The organism is Rhodoglobus sp. (genome assembly GCF_053580035.1).
In genome coordinates this window covers 1,021,275-1,037,698 of the sequence record NZ_JBMDVL010000001.1, presented here as the reverse complement: position 1 = coordinate 1,037,698, position 16,424 = coordinate 1,021,275, and the positions used below count along the sequence as shown (strand labels likewise).

Here is a 16,424-nt window from a genome sequence, read left to right as displayed (position 1 = left end):
ATCCTATGAGCGGCCCAAGCCACAACCCAGCCGATTTCCGCGAACGAGACATCGTTCCGATCCGACGTGCCCTCATTTCGGTGAGCGACAAGTCAGGGCTCCTTGAGCTTGCTGGTGCGCTCGCAGCCGCCGGCGTAGAGCTGGTCTCGACCGGGTCGACCGCCAAGACGATCGCCGCTGCTGGCCACGAAGTCACCGAGGTCTCGAGTGTCACCGGATTTCCCGAGTCGCTCGATGGCCGCGTAAAAACCCTGCACCCTGCCGTGCATGCCGGCATCCTTGCTGACCTCCGACTTGAGTCGCACGAAGCTCAACTCGAAGAACTCGGCATCAAGGCATTCGACCTCGTCGTCGTGAACCTGTACCCCTTCGTCGAGACCGTCGCCTCGGGGGCCGCTCCCGCCGACATTGTCGAGCAGATCGACATCGGCGGCCCTGCCATGGTGCGTGCCTCGGCCAAAAACCACGCCAATGTTGCCATCGTCACGAGCCCAGACAGTTACAACGAAATCATTGCGGCCGCTGCTGGCGACGGCACGACTTTTGCACAGCGATATGCACTCGCATCGCAGGCCTTCGCCCACACTGCTGCCTATGACACCGCCGTTTCGCAGTGGTTCCTGACCGGCGCACTGCTCGGCGAATCGGATGCCGCGGCATCCGCCCCTACCTTCCCGACGCACATCGATGTTGCTGCCGACCAGCTCGCGGTACTGCGCTACGGCGAAAATTCGCACCAGCAGGCGGGCCTCTATGGCATTGCTCGCTCCAGCGGAATCGCCCAGGCTACCCAGCTTGGTGGCAAAGAAATGTCATACAACAACTACGTGGATGCCGACGCCGCTCTGCGCGCCGCCTACGACCACGAGACTCCCGCCGTCGCGGTCATCAAGCACGCTAACCCGTGTGGAATCGCCACTGCGGCGACCATCGCAGAAGCTCACGTTTTGGCGCACGCCTGCGACCCCATCTCGGCCTATGGCGGAGTTATTGCCGCAAATGGCATCATCACGAAGGCGGCCGCAGAATCGATTTCGCCGATTTTCACCGAGGTTGTTGTTGCTCCTGGTTTCGAACCTGAAGCGTTAGAGATCTTGCAGGCGAAGAAGAATCTGCGCTTGCTGCAATTGCCTGAGGGTTATGCGCGTGAGGGCAGTGAGCTTCGCCAGATTTCGGGCGGAATGCTTGTGCAAGAACTCGATAACCACTTCGCTGCGCCTTCGACGTGGACGCTTGCGGCAGGCGACCCCGCTGATGCCGCGACCATCGCCGATCTTGAGTTTGCGTGGCGAGCGGTGCGTGCTGTGAAATCGAACGCGATTTTGTTGGCTGATGGCGGAGCATCCGTTGGTGTGGGTATGGGCCAGGTTAACCGGGTTGACTCGTGCCAGTTGGCAATTTCGCGTGCCGGTGATCGTGCCAAGGGTTCGGTTGCGGCGAGTGACGCGTTCTTCCCTTTTGCCGACGGTTTGCAGTTGCTTCTTGATGCTGGTGTTCGTGCGGTTGTTCAGCCGGGCGGATCGATTCGGGACGAAGAAGTGATTGCTGCTGCGATCGAAGCTGGCGTCACGATGTACTTCACGGGTGAGCGTCACTTCTTCCACTAAGCGGGGCGAACTTCGCGTAGGGCAAATCCATATAATTTCACCGATATGTTGGGGACCATGATTAGTGTTGGTCGGCGCTTCGGCGCAGCTTTTGTTTCAGGAATTGCCGTCGCTGGCACCGTCTACTTGGCAACAGGTTTGGCGTTCTTCACGGCGAATGGGGCATCGGCAACGAATCTGCCAGCTATTGCTGAGTACTTCTTGCCGATGGCACTGGTGCTTTTCGTGTTGTATTCGCTTGTTTCAGCCTTGGCGATTCACCGTTATTGGTTCACGGCAGCCGTTGTTGGCCTCGTGCTTGGTGTCGTCTCGGCGGTTGCTGGCACTGCCCTCGGCATCATTGCGACGGGAGCAGAACTGAATGCTGAAGCATTTACGTTCATTCTCGCGACGTTGATCGGCACGAACCTGATCTTCGTTGTCGTCACTATCATTGCCGCGATCACGGTGGGCCGCCGGGTCTGGAACGCCTTCACTGTGACTGCCGTTCAGCCGACTCAGTTGATCGCTCTGGTTCGCGCACCGTCTTCGCGCATGGCCGAGGGCGAACTGACGCACCTTGACCGGGTTCCGGTCGATGCTGACCTCGCTGACACCCAGTGGGAGGGCTATGTTGAGGCTCTTCGGGCCAACGGTTTCGAGACAATCGAGGTAGCCGCTGCCGATGAGCTCGCCGATTCTGTCTTCATTGAAGACACTGTGGTGATCTTCGGAGATGTCGCAGTGCTCACAAGCCCCGGCGCTGAAAGCCGTCAGGCCGAGATTGACGCAGTGCGGGCAAGCGTTTCCGCTTTGCCTCTCGAACTGCACGAGATCACTTCGCCTGGCACGCTCGATGGTGGTGACGTGCTCAAGGTCGGATCTACCGTGTACGTCGGTCGCGGTGGGCGAACGAATGCTGAGGGCATCCGTCAGCTTCGTGCTCTTGTTACTCCTCTTGGCTACACGGTGATCGCTGTTCCCGTGGAGAAGGTTCTTCATCTGAAGAGTGGTGTCACTGCTCTGCCTGATGGAACGGTGATCGGTTTCCCCGCCCTGGTCGACAATGTTGACCTTTACGATCGCTTCTTGGCAGTTCCCGAAGCTGAAGGTGCCGCTGTTGTTGTGCTGTCGGATGATGCTGTGCTCATGTCGTCGTCAGCACCCAAGACTGCGGCACTCATCGAAAGTCTCGGGTACCGCGTTGTCACGGTTGACGTTTCTGAGTTTGAGAAAATGGAAGGCTGCGTCACGTGCCTGTCGGTGCGCATTCGCTGATTTGAGCCAATTTCAGAAAATCGTGGTTTGACGATTGTGAATACGCTGCGGCAGGCATATCCTAAAAAGCTGTCTGCTTAGCGTCGACCCCGACAATCGCAGCGGTTCACGGTCGCAACCGACGCGACCCGCAGTAATCATGATCGCCCTGCGCGGCGATCCCTTCTCGTCAAGGAACCACGGTGTCACAACAGTCAGTCAAGCCCGAGCGCTCACAAGGCGTCGGCACCTTTGCGGCAATCCGCCGACTTTACCCCTATGTCAAACCGGCGATGCCGCACATTTATTTGGGGATGAGTGCTGCTCTTGCTGCGGGCATTGTCGCGTTGCTCATTCCCCAGGTGTTGCGTTCGCTCGTTGACGGTCCGCTGCAATCGGGGGACTCTTCGCAGATTTGGCCCGCGTTCCTCATTGTCTTGGGGCTGGGAATTGTCGAAGCGATCATGATCGCCCTGCGTCGATTCTTCGTGCTTACGCCGGGAACGCACGTTGAAGCCCGAATGCGCAACACTCTCTACATGACGCTGCAGCATCTGCCGGTGAGCTTCCACGACCGGTGGCCGAGTGGACAGCTGCTGTCGCGCGCTGTGAGCGATCTCAACCTCATCCGTCGGTGGCTTTCGTTCGGACTCGTGCTGCTCGTGGTTAACGTGCTCACGATCATCGTCGGGCTTATCTTCCTCGTCAACATTTCGTGGGTGCTTGGCGTGATCTTCATTGTCACGTCAATTCCGCTGTGGATTTACGGCTACGTCTTCGAAAAGAAGTACTCGATCGTGGCTCGCCGTAGTCAAGACCAAACCGGTGACTTGGCTACCGCTGTGGAGGAGTCAGTGCACGGCATCCGTGTATTGAAGGCCTTTGGGCGGGGCAATCACGCGCTGACTGGTTTCTCGGCGCAGGCCGAGAGTCTGCGGGGCACCGAGATTGAAAAGGCGCGCGCGATCGCGGGAATCTGGCTGTGGTTGCTTCTTGTTCCCGACGTGATGTTTGCGCTTGGTTTGCTTGGCGGCGTGTGGCTTGTCGTGCAGGGCAACATCTCTGCCGGCGACTTGGTCGCTTTCTTTGCCACAGCGACCGTCTTGCGTTTTCCTGTGGAGTCGATCGGCTTCCTGCTGTCAATGACCTTCGATACTCGCACGGCTGCCGACCGCTTCTTCGAAGTGATGGACTCGGAGAATCCCATCACCGACCCCGAGAATCCCGAAACGATCACGGAGAGCACGGGATTGCTCGAATTCACGAACGTGCACTTCCGGTACCCCGATTCGCCAGCGAACGTTCCCGACCTCATCAACGGAATCAATCTCCGTATCGAACCGGGGGAGACGATGGCCCTCGTTGGGCTCACTGGTTCAGGCAAGTCGACCATTACGGCGTTGACCACTCGTCTCTACGATGTCACCGAGGGCGCAATTACCATCGACGGAGTCGACATCCGAAACCTCACCCTCGTTGAGCTTCGCCGCCACCTAGCGATGGCTTTCGAAGACGCAACACTCTTCTCATCGAGTGTGCGAGAAAACGTACTGATGGGCCGCCCTGACTCGACAGAAGAAGAATTGCGGTCTGCACTCGACATTGCGCAGGCAGACTTCGTCTACAACCTGCCAGCAGGGCTAGACACGCTGGTCGGCGAGGAAGGGCTGAGTCTCTCGGGAGGTCAACGTCAACGCCTCGCACTGGCCAGAGCTGTGGCCGCGCAACCAGCAGTGCTTGTGCTCGACGATCCGCTATCGGCACTCGACGTCGATACCGAAGCGCTCGTCGAAGCGGCACTCCGCCGCGTATTGAGCTCAACAACCGGACTCATTGTTGCCCACCGGCCGTCAACCGTCATGCTCGCCGACCGCGTCGCTCTTCTCGAAGACGGCAAAGTCACCGCGGTCGGAAAACACTCAGACCTGCTGGCGACCAGCAGTCACTATCGGTACGTCATATCCAGTCTTGAAGAGGAAGAGCAGGAGGTGCGCTCATGAGTGTTCTCGGTACCTCTGGAGAAGAGCGCAACGACTACACGAAAGACGAGAGCCGCCAGATTCGGCAGCGCTCACTTCGACTACTCGGATCGTTGATCTCGCCGCTGCGCGCCCGCGTTATTCTGACGATGGCTGTTGTCGTCGTCAGCACGGCAGCGCAGGTAGCTGGCCCGGCGCTCATCGCTTTCGGTATTGACCGTGCCCTTCCGGCGCTCATCAATGGCAACAGCGTGCCGCTGGTTCTCACCGTTGCGGCTTACTTGATAACGGGTATCGCCGGCGCGACGATGATCGCCTGGTACACCGTGTTGAGTGCACGCGTGAGCCAAGCGATCCTTTTCGACCTGCGCAAGCGAGTGTTCCTGCACACTCAGCGATTGAGCCTTGAGTTTCACGAAAGCTACACCTCTGGGCGCATCATTGCGCGACAGACGAGCGACCTCGATGCGATTCGCGAACTGCTCGATTCGGGAATCAATCAGCTCGTGCAGGGTGCGCTGTACATGGTGTTCATTGCGATTGCGATGTTCTCCCTCGACTGGGTGAGTGGTGTGGTGTTGTTCTGCGCGCTCATCCCGCTCGCCTTCCTCACCCGCTGGTTCCAGTTGCGTTCGCAATTGCACTTCCGCGAAACCCGTACGGCCTCAGCCAAACTCATCGTGCAGTTTGTCGAGACGATGACGGGCATTCGTGCGGTGAAGGCCTTCCGCAAGGAGGAGCGCAACCGGGAACACTTCGGTGGGTTGGTGGAGAACTATCGGGATGCCAATGCCCGCGTCATCCAACTGTTCGGAATTTTCGATCCGGGTCTGGTTCTCATCGGAAACGTTGCTCTGGCGATGATCCTGCTGATCGGTGGCTTGCGCGTCTCGACGGGTGAGCTCGCGATTGGTGCCCTGCTTGGGGCGTTGCTCTATGCCCGGCAATTCTTTGCCCCGGCCCAAGAGATGGCGATGTTCTACAACTCGTACCAGTCGGCCGCGGCCGCGCTCGAAAAGATCTCTGGTGTTCTTGAAGAGCAGCCGAGCGTTGCTGACCCCACGACTCCGATTGATTTGCGCAAGGCAAGCGGAACCGTGAAGTTCGACGGTGTTGAGTTTGCCTATAACTCCGACAAGGTGATTCTGCCCAAGTTCGATCTTGAGCTGCCCGCCGGTCAAACGGTGGCCATGGTGGGAACCACTGGTGCCGGAAAGTCGACCCTTGCCAAGCTGATTTCACGTTTCTACGACCCCAGCGAGGGCACCGTTTCTCTCGACGGTGTTGATCTGCGCAAGCTGCACCCCAAAGATCTGCGCCGCGCGATCGTGATGGTCACGCAAGAGGCGTATCTGTTCTCGGGAAACGTCGCAGACAATATTGCCCTCGGCAAGCCCGATGCCACTCGAGAAGAGATCATCAAGGCCGCTAAAGCGGTTGGTGCTCACGAGTTCATCGAAGCGCTACCCAACGGTTATGAAACTGACGTGAATAAGCGTGGTGGGCGAGTGAGCGCCGGGCAACGACAACTGTTGTCGTTCGCGCGAGCGTTCATTGCTGACCCGGTGGTGTTGATTCTGGATGAGGCAACGGCTTCACTTGATATTCCGAGTGAACGTCTCGTGCAGGCTGGCCTCCAGACGCTGCTCTCCGATCGCACGGCCATCATCATCGCCCACCGCCTCTCGACGGTGGCGATCGCTGACCGTGTTCTCGTCATGGAGCACGGCCGCATCGTCGAAGATGGCACTCCACAGGATCTGATCTCCGGAACTGGGCGCTTCGCGCAGTTGCACGCGGCCTGGCGTGACTCGCTCGTGTAGAGCGCTTTCGCAGTGAGCCCTAGTCGCCGCACCCCAGAGGGGAGGGCGGCGGCTAGGGCCGGAAGCGTGCCAGCCGCAGGTCAATGCGATAGCTGCCGTCTGGCATCCAGCTGAGCGGTGTTGATTCGGACTCATAGTGTTCGAGCGCGCGGTCCTCATGAGCGATCAGCGGATGCCCGCCCGAACGAATCACGCGCCACCACGCCACGTTTGAACCGTAGCGGGCCATCACGGTGCCAACGCCGCGCGCCGCGCGGGAGCCGATTGTCGCCGCAACATCGCCATAGGTCATCACGCGACCCTCAGGAATTGCCTCGACTACCGCAAGCACACGGCTCACGAAGTCGTCGTTGAGGGTGTTCACGAGATCGCTTCCTGATGTTGGGCGCTGCCGACTATGCGGTGCCACGTCCGCGAAAGCACTACGCGGGCACTACGAGGGGTCTAGAGGGTGTACTCGCCCAGCTTTTCGCCATATTGGGTTTCTCCAACGACCGTAAAGCCGACCTTGAGGAAGAACTTTTCGGGGCCGTCATCGCCCTCTTCCCAAATTGCCGTGACTCGATCGAAGCCACGACTGCGAGCCTCTTCGGCGAGAGCCTTCACCGCAAACCGGCCAACGCCTTCGCCCTGAGCATCACCGGAGACGCTAACCCGCCAGATGCAGCTGCGAAATTCTTCTTGCGAAGCGTTGGGGTCGAAGTTGCCGCGAATGAACCCAACGACCTTGTCTCCGTCAAGAACGACTCGGGGCCACGACGTCAGCGGATCGATGAAAGCATCCGCAATCGCGTACGAGGGCGGCGTGACGAATTGCTCTTGACCGCGACGTAGCGAGAGATTGTTGGCGGCAACAATGGTGTTTGCCGATAATTCTTCAAGTCGTAGCTCACCCATAGATACAGGCTAACCCGCGGTAGACAGATGCGCCAAGGTATCTCGATGTCGAGATACTTAAGAAAAAGAGTAAGCTGGTAGAGGCCACTAACTAAGGAGCAAAGCTTGTCCAAGATCAAGGTAGAAGGCACCGTCGTTGAACTCGACGGCGACGAAATGACGCGCATTATTTGGCACCGGATCAAGGAAACCCTGATCCATCCCTACGTTGACGTCAACCTCGAGTACTACGACCTCGGCATTGAAAGCCGCGACGCCACCGACGACCAGATCACCATTGATGCGGCTCACGCCATCCAAAAGCATGGTGTTGGCGTCAAGTGCGCAACCATTACCCCCGACGAAGCCCGCGTTGAAGAATTCGGCCTCAAGAAGATGTGGCGCAGCCCTAACGGCACCATCCGCAACATCCTTGGTGGCGTTATCTTCCGCGAGCCCATCATCATCTCGAACATCCCGCGTCTCGTTCCGGGCTGGAACAAGCCGATCATCATCGGCCGTCACGCCTTCGGCGACCAGTACCGTGCCACTGACTTCCGCTTCAAGGGCAAGGGAAAGCTGACCGTCGAGTTCGCTCCCGAAGATGGTTCAGAGCCCATGAAGTTTGAGGTCTACGACTCCCCGGGCGATGGAATCGCTCAGGTTCAGTACAACCTCGATGACTCGATCGTTGACTTCGCTCGTGCCAGCCTCAACTACGGCCTCACGCGCAACTACCCCGTGTACCTCTCGACGAAGAACACGATCCTCAAGGCCTACGACGGTCGCTTCAAGGACATCTTCGAGGAGATCTTCCAGACCGAGTTCAAGGACAAGTTCGAAGCTGCCGGCCTCACCTATGAGCACCGCCTCATCGACGACATGGTCGCTTCGGCCATGAAGTGGGAGGGCGGCTACGTCTGGGCCTGCAAGAACTATGACGGCGACGTACAGTCCGACACCGTAGCTCAAGGCTTCGGCTCGCTCGGCCTCATGACGTCCGTTCTGGCTACGCCAGACGGAAAGGTTGTTGAAGCAGAGGCAGCTCACGGAACAGTGACTCGTCATTACCGCCAGCACCAGCAGGGCAAGCCCACCTCCACGAACCCGATCGCTTCGATCTACGCGTGGACCCGTGGACTGGCTCACCGCGGTGTGCTCGACAACAACCAGGAGCTCATCGAGTTCGCTTCGACCCTGGAAGACGTTGTCATCAAGTCGGTAGAGGGCGGTCACATGACCAAGGACCTCGCACTGCTCGTCGGACCGGACCAGAAGTGGGAAACCACCGAAGAGTTCCTCGACACGCTCGACAAGAACTTGGCAGCACGTTTGGCCTAGGTACTGCGCTTGGCGTAGCGCCGGCGACAACGTGAAGGGCTCGGAAGCTTAGGCTTCCGAGCCTTTCTTGTGCGTTCCGCCAGCGTCGGCCATCTCGGCGGCGTGAGCCATGAGTACATGTTTGAGTTCGGTAACTTGCTCGGTGAGTTCGGTCACTTCGCGTCGAGTGGCGACATGAGAAAGCTCGTCTTGAGCAGCAACCCGCTCCACGATCCAGGAGGCGAGAGTTGCCGTAACAACACCCAGCAGAGCGATTCCGGCGATCATGACGCCGGCGGCGATCACCCGCCCGAGGGTCGTCGCGGGATAAATGTCGCCATAGCCGACTGTGGTGATGGTGACAAAGGCCCACCAGATTCCATCGCCAAGGTTCGCGATTTGAGAGCTCGCGGCACTGCGTTCGGTATCAAGAATTGCGAGTCCTGCGACGAAGACCAGCAGCAGGGATGAGCCGACAGCATAGGTGAGAACGCTGCCGCGAACGGCGCTCCCTGCTCTCCGCTGCAAAACATTCAACAGGGTGACCAATCGCAGGAGGCGTAGAGGGCGCAGCATGGGAAGCACAACCACGGCGAAATCGAACAGGTGGTGGGAGAACCAATTCCAGCGGCGTTCGGCGAGTACTAGATTCACCACGTAGTCCGCGACAAACACCACCCAGGTAATTGCGATGATCACTTCGGCAATCAGCATCGCTGTACCGCTGAGGTTTGCGATCACTTCCCACGCATACGCGATCAAAAAAATTGCTGCGGCAATGGTCAGAGGGATATCCATGATGTGTTGCCAGCGCCGTTGAGTCATGGGTTCGAGCCTAACGAACGAGGTTCCGCGGCGCGGCACGGCGCCTGTCTGGGCAGACTCAGCCAACTCGCCTACAATACTTCGCGCAGCCCTAAGGAGGTACGTGTGTCAGATGACAAACTCGATCGAGCATCCACTAAATCGGATGACGATCTCATCGACAGCGTGATCGGTGACCGCTACCGCATCACCAGCCTCATCGGTCGTGGAGGAATGGCCTCGGTGTATCGCGCCATCGATCAGTCCTTGCCGCGTGAAGTCGCGGTCAAACTGATGTTGCCCGGGATGGCTGACCCGGATGAAATTCGTCGACAGCACAACGAGATCGACACCCTTGCCGCGCTCAATCATCATGCGCTTGTTAGCCTCATCGACGCGGGTACGGAAAAGACAGCCACCGCTGATCGGGTGTTTCTCGTCATGGAGTTCGTCGACGGCCCTAATCTGCGGGAGGTGATGACCGCGCCGCTACCACCCGGACTGGTCGCGCATCTTGGTGCAGACATTGCGGAGGCGCTGCATTACATGCATGGCCGAGGCATCGTGCACCGAGACGTCAAACCCGCCAACATCCTGCTGGCCCATTCAGAACTCCCCAACCGGCAATTCCATGCGAAACTCGCGGACTTCGGCATCGCCCGCCTTGTCGATGGCAGCAGGCTCACCTCGACAGGCATGATTATCGGCAGTGCGAGCTACCTCAGCCCGGAACAGGCACGCGGGAGCGAGACGGTAGGGGCATCCGATGTCTACTCACTCGGTTTGGTGTTGCTGGAAGCCCTCACCGGCGAGGACGCTTTTCCCGGAAACGCCATCGAGACAATCAGCGTTCGGTTGAACCACACCCCGACTGTGCCGGACACCCTTGATAGCGTCTGGGCCGAGCTTCTCACCACCATGACCGCACTCGAGGCTGAGCACCGCCCGCCGCCCATGGAAATCGCTGTCACGCTGCGAGAGCTCGCCAACTCGCACGAATACGCCGATTCGCCCCGAATCGCCCCGATCGAAGTTGACGACGCGCGCGAGCGAACCAGTGGAGAAGAAACCGAGCTCCAAGCAACCAAGAGTTACACCGCGGGCGTGACTCAAGCAACCGAGGTATTGAAGCGGACTGAAGCAGCGCCCCGCGTCGCAACTCGCGTCGAAACTTCGGCCGCTGCACGATCACAGCCATCGGTCGTCGCGCCGGATCTATCGACACGCGCCAAGCGCCAGCCCGTAGCGACGCGCAGAGCGCTCAAACCTTTCGTCATCGCTGCCGTCGTTCTTGTTGCTGCAGCGGTTGGTGTCGTCGCGTGGTCGAATCTCCCTACTCCAGCAGGCTCACCCGCACCAATCTATCCGGCGGTATCAGGCACACTCGGAACACACCTCACCGAACTCCAAGAAAGCGTGACCCCATGACCGCGAGACGAGTGAGTGCCGGCAGATTCATTGCGGCCGTGAGCGCGATGGTATTGGTCGCCGCAACAATTACCGGATGTTCGCAGGAAACCCCCGTAATCAACGCCGACGCCGCCTCACGAATGCAGGCGTCCGTCGCTGCCATTACACAGGCAGCTGCCGTGGGAGACCCCGAAGGTGCCCTCGTTGCTCTTGACGCCCTCGAGGCACAATTGACGCTGGACACCGAATCTGGAGCAATTAATGCCGAACGGAGTGCCCGAATCCAGTCGATTATCGACCTCGTCCGTGCCGACCTGACTGCTGCGCTTCCTGAACCTGCGCCGTCGCCGACCCCGACTCAGGACGAGAAAGGCGGCAAGGGCAACAAGAAGGATGACGAAGATAAGGGCAACAAGAACGGCAAAGATGACTAGCGCAGCTCGCTAAAGCTCAGCACGAACCACCTTGGCCCTCAGGGACAAGCGCCTAGCCGCCGGCGTAAGGCGAGGCTGCGCTAGCTGGCCGGATGCCGCGAAGCAGAGTAGAACAAGAGTATGACTCTTGTCGCCGCCGTGCGCCGCTATCCGCTCGTTGCGCTGACAGTGGTCGTCGGAGCGGTTGGCCTCGCTCTGAACTGGACCCCGGCATCCGCTGTCGTCCCGTGGTTGCTGTCTCTCTATGCGTTGGCTGTCGCAGCCCGCGAAGCAGTGTCGATGGTGCGCAAGCTTCTGCGCCGCGAATTCGGGCTCGACGTGCTTGCGGTTACTGCGATTATTGCAACGGTGGTGGTTGGCGAGTTTTGGGCGAGCATCGTCATTGTGCTGATGCTCACGGGAGGCGAGGCCCTCGAGGACTTCGCAGCCGGTCGCGCTAAACGAGAGCTCAATGCCCTGCTCAGTCGTGTACCGCAGTCCGCTCATCGGCTGAGTGCTGCCGGTGATTTGAGTGACGTGCCTGCCACCGAGATCGAGGTGGGGGATCGGCTTGTTGTGCGGCCATCGGAGATCGTTCCGGTTGATGCCGTGCTGGTTTCGGCATCCACTGCGGTCGATGAATCTTCGCTGACGGGGGAGAGCATGCCCGTCGAGAAGGTTGCGGGCGATGTGTTGCTGAGTGGTTCGGTCAATGGGCCTGCAGCGGTGACGGTGCGTGCGAGCGCTCGGGCCGCTGACAGCCAGTATCAGCGCATTGTGGAGTTAGTTACCGAGGCGGCGGAGAGCAAAGCTCCCATCGTGCGGTTAGCCGATCGCTACGCGGTGCCATTCACTCTGGTGTCGATCACGCTCGCGGCGATTGCGTGGATCGTGTCTGGCGATCCTGTGCGCTTCGCTGAAGTGCTCGTCGTGGCCACTCCGTGCCCGTTGCTCATCGCCGCGCCTGTCGCGTTCATGGCCGGAATGTCGAGCGCATCCACTTACGGTGTTGTTGTCAAGAATGCTGGAACGCTTGAGGTGTTGGCTCGCGCCAAAACTGTGGTCTTCGACAAGACAGGAACCCTCACGAGTGGACGTCCCGTTGTCGTCGACATCCGGCCAGAGGGTGAACTAACCCCTGATGAGCTGCTCGCGTTAGTGGCGGCAGCCGAGCAGTACTCCTCGCACGTGCTTGCCGCATCCCTTGTTGAGGCAGCACAGCAGCGTTCGCTGAGCTTGCCCCCGGTGACGGATGCCCGCGAAGTAGCCACCCACGGGGTGCAAGCCCGAGTGGGAGGGCAACTCGTCAGCGTAGGCAAGCCAGCATTTGTGGCAGAGCAGGTGCCAACGCTCACCCGAATCGAACTCTCAAGCGGTGAGGCGGCGGTGTATGTCGCTGTCGACAATCGTTATGCCGGGGCGATCGTATTGCGCGATGCCGTGCGGAAAGAAGCGAGCCGTACTCTGGCCGATTTGCGGGCGTTGGGCATCCAGAACACTCTGATGCTCACCGGCGACGTTGCCGAGACAGCGCGCAAAGTTGCCGACGACTTGAAGATCAGTGAAGTGTACGCCGAATGTCTCCCGGAAGACAAAGTTCGCCTGGTTCATGCCACAACTCCTCGACCCGTAGTGATGGTGGGCGACGGAGTAAATGATGCACCCGTTTTGGGCGCAGCCGATATCGGTATCGCGATGGGCGCCAAGGGATCAACGGCTGCGAGCGAATCAGCTGATGTCGTGATCTTGATTGACGATCTTCACCGGGTGGTCTCTGCGGTAGAAATCAGTCAACGCACCGTTTTCATCGCCCTGCAGAGTATTTGGATCGGTATCGCCATCAGTATCGGTCTCATGCTCTTTGCGATGACGGGAGCATTGCCCGCCGTGGTGGGTGCTGGCCTTCAAGAGCTCGTCGACCTCATCACTATTCTCAATGCCTTGCGGGCGCTCAGGCTCCGCCGTCAGGTTGGCGCTTAGCTGCGCGCAACTCGGTTGGTTCGACTAGTACCCGGAGAAATAGTCAGTGTGGATGCGCCGGGCGGCGTTGCCGCGCAACGCAGCCTTGAGATCATTCACGAGGGCTGGCGGGCCGGAAAGGTAGACGCGGCGATCGCTCAAATCGGGAACAAGTTTTGCGAGGGTCGCGCCGTTGACGCGTCCGGGCCCGCCGTGCTCCCACCCGGTGGGAAGTGCAGTGGCTGCTTGGGGTCCAAAGACCAGAACACGCACTCCCACCTCGGTCAGCAATTGCGCAAACGGCAGTTGCCCGATCTGTGACGAGGCATACACGACGACGACATCACGGCCTTCGTCGTGACGATGAGCGTGGGCAAGCTGGCTCGCGAAGGGAGTTATTCCTATGCCGCCAGCGACGAGAAGGAGGGGTTCGGCAGTATCCCGGGGCAAGACAAAGTCTCCCCAAATTCCGGTTGCGTTGATTTGTGATCCCCGCGGGAGGCCGAGGAGTGCAGCCTTGAAGCTGCTCGCATTTTCTGGTGCGGTGAAAGTGACAGACAGCGTCGCCCCGGCATCCGGAGCAGACGAAATAGTGAAGTAGCGGCGAACCCCACGGAAATCTGCTCTGGCGTGCGGAAGAGACAACTCGATGTATTGACCGGCACGGAACGTAATGGGGCGGTGCGGGGCAAAGGTGAGTTCCCACGTGCCTGGGGCGATCTGTTCGGTCTCAGTGAGCGTCATCCGGATGGTGCGGCGCTGGGTGAAGAAAAACGCAACGAGATTGCCGATGAGGAGGGCAAGCAGCGGGTCGCTGTAGAGCGGGCCGATCGAGAACGGGATGGCGAAAAGCAGGGCCACGAGCACGGCAAGGCTGAGTCGTTGCCACCGTCGTGGCGGCAGGGTGAGGGGTTCGCTCAGCATGAATCCGACAAAGAAAATGAGTTGAGACGACGCGAAGGTGAAGCTGAGCGCGTCAATGATTGTTCCGCCGCCCGCGAGCGTGAGGCCTATGCGAATACTTGCCGCGATGACGACGAACACGAGTCCCAAATCAAGCCGCTGAGTGCGATACAGAATCAGAAACGCGGCAACAACGATGAGAGGTTGAAGCAGTGGTGTGCCGACCCACCAGGTGGGGAATCCCAGTGGGGCAAAGATGAAAACGTAGGCGCCAATCGCTGCGGGGTTAAAGATATGGCGCCCACGGAATGCGATGAGAAATTTGGATGCGCCGGCGATGGTCGACGCGAGCGCTATTCCCACCAGACCAGCCGGTTCAAGACTCGGCGCCATGATGAAGAAGACAAGTAACCCGGTGATTAGCGACGATTCGATATGAGCTCGTTGCCGCACGATTCTGGCGCCAATCCAGCTCGCGCCGTAGCTGAAGGCGACGGCGACGGGCAGGCTGGCAAGCAGAGCGAACGGGTCAGGGGAGACAAGATCGAAGAACGACAGCGCGATAGCGGCCACTGCGATGACCACGAGGGACATGACCACGATTTTGTACATCGCAATGGCGCCGAGAGTGTGATCGAGCCAACGTTTCATAAGAACAATTCTCCGTTGAGGTTTGGCGAGTAATCTACTCGTCCGTTTGACAACATCCGCACCCAGTGGAAGTCGAACTCGTGGGCCAAAGTTTTCGGTTCGGCGAAGAACAGTGCGGTTGCAAGCCCGTCGGCCTCTAGCGCTGTGGCGGCAATGGCCCACGTAGCAATAACCCGATCGGTCGGCTGGCCTGTGCGGGCATCAAGGATGTGGTGGAGCCCCGCCCACGCTCGCCGGTTCGGGGCTGACGCGCAAATTGCTTGATTCTGTATCGACACTACGCCGATGGCTTTGCTGGTGTCGAGTGGATGCTCAAGCGCGACCCGGAGTGGCGTCTCGCCGCGGTGCAGGATGTCTCCACTCGCATCCACCGTCGAGGCGCTGATGCCGTGTTCGCGCAGTTCAGCGGCGACGAGATCCACGAGATAGCCCTTGCCTGCCGCGCCGACGTCAAGCACGGCGGGGGTGAGGGTAGTGAGTTCGGTGCCGTTCCAGTTGAGGGCTTCGTTCCATTCGGGAATGCGGGTGCGTGTTGCGGTGGGTCGTAGGGAGTAGGTGCGGTCGTAGCCGAGTTCTTCGAGCGCCCGTCCGACGAGGGGACTCATTGCCCCGTTGGTGGCGTCGTAAAGCCGACGGTAGAGCTCAAACAGCGGTGGTGCATCCGCGGGAAAAGGGTAGTTGCCGGGAGTGCGCGCGATTGTGCTGACGAGAGAATCGTCACGAAAGCGCGAATAGGTGCGGTCGAAGCGGTCGATGCGTGCGTGCACGGCCGTTTCGACCTCAGCGTTCAGCGGCTGGGTCGTATCGATCTGCCAGGGCGCGCCGATGGCATCGAACTGTTTACTCGGCGAGGGCGTCTGCCTTGATTGCCTCGACCGCATTGTTGAAGCCACCGCTCGTAAGCGACGACCCCGCTACTTTATCTACGGAGAGTTCGTCGATGTTTTTGCCGACAACTTCATCTGCGATGCCCCCGATGAATTCGCCCTGGAATTGCTTGGAGTTGGGGCTCTCGCCGAATCCGACAACGGTTACGTCGGTGATGACGTTGCTGGCAAGCGTGAGGGTGACCTCGACTTGCTCGGCACCATTCGGTGAAGTGTAGTCGCCGGTTTCGGTGTAGGTGCCGTCGGCGTAGTCACCGTTGGTCGCGGGGGTTGCGCCTTCGGTAACGGAAGCGTCTGTTCCTGTGGCGGGGGAGGAGCACGCGGAGAGCGCTCCCACCAGCGTGACACCGGCAAAGAGTGCGGCGGCGGTCTTGTTGTCGGTGAGGCTTCGCATGGGGCTCCCAGAGATCGTCGAGAGTTCAGTATGCCCGAGCAAGCCTGTTGAGAGGCTGGTGTTCTTCTGAGAGGTGTGTTCGCGTTCGCGCGAGCGATTGATAACAATTCTGTCGCGAGGGTTGCGGATCTTTAGTTCGTAAAGTTTACTAACAAACATGAC

14 protein-coding genes are annotated in these 16,424 nt (G+C 59.5%); 8 read left to right on the top strand and 6 right to left on the bottom strand.

Annotated elements, in window-relative coordinates:
* Positions 1-5 precede the first annotated feature (5 nt).
* From purH to ACOH1Z_RS05115, 4 genes are all read left to right on the top strand, one after another.
* Positions 6-1,607, top strand: coding sequence for a bifunctional phosphoribosylaminoimidazolecarboxamide formyltransferase/IMP cyclohydrolase (gene purH / locus ACOH1Z_RS05130; protein WP_449647386.1), 1,602 nt, complete (start codon positions 6-8; stop codon positions 1,605-1,607).
* A gap of 57 nt (positions 1,608-1,664) precedes the next feature.
* On the top strand, positions 1,665-2,864 hold the full coding sequence (ddaH, locus tag ACOH1Z_RS05125) for a dimethylargininase (RefSeq protein ID WP_449647385.1): 1,200 nt from the start codon (positions 1,665-1,667) through the stop codon (positions 2,862-2,864).
* 272 nt (positions 2,865-3,136) lie between these two features.
* On the top strand, positions 3,137-4,843 hold the full coding sequence (locus ACOH1Z_RS05120; protein WP_449648199.1) for an ABC transporter ATP-binding protein: 1,707 nt from the start codon (positions 3,137-3,139) through the stop codon (positions 4,841-4,843).
* A complete protein-coding gene (locus ACOH1Z_RS05115; RefSeq protein WP_449647384.1) occupies positions 4,840-6,645 on the top strand; it encodes an ABC transporter ATP-binding protein in 1,806 nt (601 codons plus the stop codon). Before ACOH1Z_RS05120 ends, ACOH1Z_RS05115 begins: the two co-directional genes overlap by 4 nt.
* Before the next feature lie 52 nt (positions 6,646-6,697).
* Here the strand turns inward: ACOH1Z_RS05115 and ACOH1Z_RS05110 are convergent, their stop codons facing one another.
* Both ACOH1Z_RS05110 and ACOH1Z_RS05105 read right to left on the bottom strand, forming a co-directional pair.
* Positions 6,698-7,009 carry an MGMT family protein gene (locus ACOH1Z_RS05110; RefSeq protein WP_449647383.1) on the bottom strand — a complete coding sequence of 104 codons (312 nt, stop codon included), beginning with the start codon at positions 7,007-7,009 and terminating at the stop codon, positions 6,698-6,700.
* Between the two features lie 80 nt (positions 7,010-7,089).
* A complete protein-coding gene (locus ACOH1Z_RS05105; protein ID WP_449647382.1) occupies positions 7,090-7,542 on the bottom strand; it encodes a GNAT family N-acetyltransferase in 453 nt (150 codons plus the stop codon).
* 105 nt (positions 7,543-7,647) lie between these two features.
* On the opposite strand from ACOH1Z_RS05105, the gene ACOH1Z_RS05100 reads away from it, so the two are divergent.
* Positions 7,648-8,862: an NADP-dependent isocitrate dehydrogenase gene (locus tag ACOH1Z_RS05100; protein ID WP_197106378.1), complete on the top strand. Its 1,215-nt coding sequence runs from the start codon at positions 7,648-7,650 to the stop codon at positions 8,860-8,862.
* Between the two features lie 48 nt (positions 8,863-8,910).
* Here ACOH1Z_RS05100 and ACOH1Z_RS05095 read toward each other — a convergent pair whose 3' ends face one another.
* Positions 8,911-9,666, bottom strand: a complete 756-nt coding sequence (locus ACOH1Z_RS05095; RefSeq protein ID WP_449647381.1) for a potassium channel family protein — start codon at positions 9,664-9,666, stop codon at positions 8,911-8,913.
* A gap of 105 nt (positions 9,667-9,771) precedes the next feature.
* On the opposite strand from ACOH1Z_RS05095, the gene ACOH1Z_RS05090 reads away from it, so the two are divergent.
* The 3 genes from ACOH1Z_RS05090 to ACOH1Z_RS05080 all read left to right on the top strand — a co-directional run bounded on the left by ACOH1Z_RS05090 (position 9,772) and on the right by ACOH1Z_RS05080 (position 13,448).
* Positions 9,772-11,073: a serine/threonine-protein kinase gene (locus tag ACOH1Z_RS05090; protein ID WP_449647380.1), complete on the top strand. Its 1,302-nt coding sequence runs from the start codon at positions 9,772-9,774 to the stop codon at positions 11,071-11,073.
* On the top strand, positions 11,070-11,489 hold the full coding sequence (locus ACOH1Z_RS05085) for a hypothetical protein (protein WP_449647379.1): 420 nt from the start codon (positions 11,070-11,072) through the stop codon (positions 11,487-11,489). Before ACOH1Z_RS05090 ends, ACOH1Z_RS05085 begins: the two co-directional genes overlap by 4 nt.
* 120 nt (positions 11,490-11,609) lie before the next feature.
* Complete coding sequence (locus ACOH1Z_RS05080) at positions 11,610-13,448, top strand: heavy metal translocating P-type ATPase (RefSeq protein ID WP_449647378.1); 1,839 nt, start codon at positions 11,610-11,612, stop codon at positions 13,446-13,448.
* A 24-nt stretch (positions 13,449-13,472) separates the two neighbouring features.
* On the opposite strand, the gene ACOH1Z_RS05075 is transcribed toward ACOH1Z_RS05080, so the two are convergent.
* From ACOH1Z_RS05075 to ACOH1Z_RS05065, 3 genes are read right to left on the bottom strand one after another with little or no spacing between them, the layout of a single operon-like run.
* Positions 13,473-14,981 carry an FAD-dependent oxidoreductase gene (locus ACOH1Z_RS05075; RefSeq protein WP_449647377.1) on the bottom strand — a complete coding sequence of 503 codons (1,509 nt, stop codon included), beginning with the start codon at positions 14,979-14,981 and terminating at the stop codon, positions 13,473-13,475.
* Positions 14,978-15,862, bottom strand: coding sequence for an FAD:protein FMN transferase (locus ACOH1Z_RS05070; protein WP_449647376.1), 885 nt, complete (start codon positions 15,860-15,862; stop codon positions 14,978-14,980). The genes ACOH1Z_RS05075 and ACOH1Z_RS05070 overlap by 4 nt, the downstream gene beginning before the upstream one ends.
* Positions 15,822-16,421, bottom strand: a complete 600-nt coding sequence (locus ACOH1Z_RS05065; RefSeq protein WP_449647375.1) for an FMN-binding protein — start codon at positions 16,419-16,421, stop codon at positions 15,822-15,824. The genes ACOH1Z_RS05070 and ACOH1Z_RS05065 overlap by 41 nt, the downstream gene beginning before the upstream one ends.
* Positions 16,422-16,424 lie beyond the last annotated feature (3 nt).

Coding starts and splice junctions, on each gene's coding strand:
- ACOH1Z_RS05095 (WP_449647381.1), bottom strand. CDS start 9,666: ATGACTCAACGGCGCTGGCAACACATCATGGATATCCCTCTGACCATT.
- ACOH1Z_RS05070 (WP_449647376.1), bottom strand. CDS start 15,862: ATGCGGTCGAGGCAATCAAGGCAGACGCCCTCGCCGAGTAAACAGTTC.
- ACOH1Z_RS05065 (WP_449647375.1), bottom strand. CDS start 16,421: ATGTTTGTTAGTAAACTTTACGAACTAAAGATCCGCAACCCTCGCGAC.
- ACOH1Z_RS05080 (WP_449647378.1), top strand. CDS start 11,610: ATGACTCTTGTCGCCGCCGTGCGCCGCTATCCGCTCGTTGCGCTGACA.
- ACOH1Z_RS05120 (WP_449648199.1), top strand. CDS start 3,137: ATGCCGCACATTTATTTGGGGATGAGTGCTGCTCTTGCTGCGGGCATT.
- ACOH1Z_RS05115 (WP_449647384.1), top strand. CDS start 4,840: ATGAGTGTTCTCGGTACCTCTGGAGAAGAGCGCAACGACTACACGAAA.
- ACOH1Z_RS05105 (WP_449647382.1), bottom strand. CDS start 7,542: ATGGGTGAGCTACGACTTGAAGAATTATCGGCAAACACCATTGTTGCC.
- ddaH (WP_449647385.1), top strand. CDS start 1,665: ATGATTAGTGTTGGTCGGCGCTTCGGCGCAGCTTTTGTTTCAGGAATT.
- purH (WP_449647386.1), top strand. CDS start 6: ATGAGCGGCCCAAGCCACAACCCAGCCGATTTCCGCGAACGAGACATC.
- ACOH1Z_RS05085 (WP_449647379.1), top strand. CDS start 11,070: ATGACCGCGAGACGAGTGAGTGCCGGCAGATTCATTGCGGCCGTGAGC.
- ACOH1Z_RS05075 (WP_449647377.1), bottom strand. CDS start 14,981: ATGAAACGTTGGCTCGATCACACTCTCGGCGCCATTGCGATGTACAAA.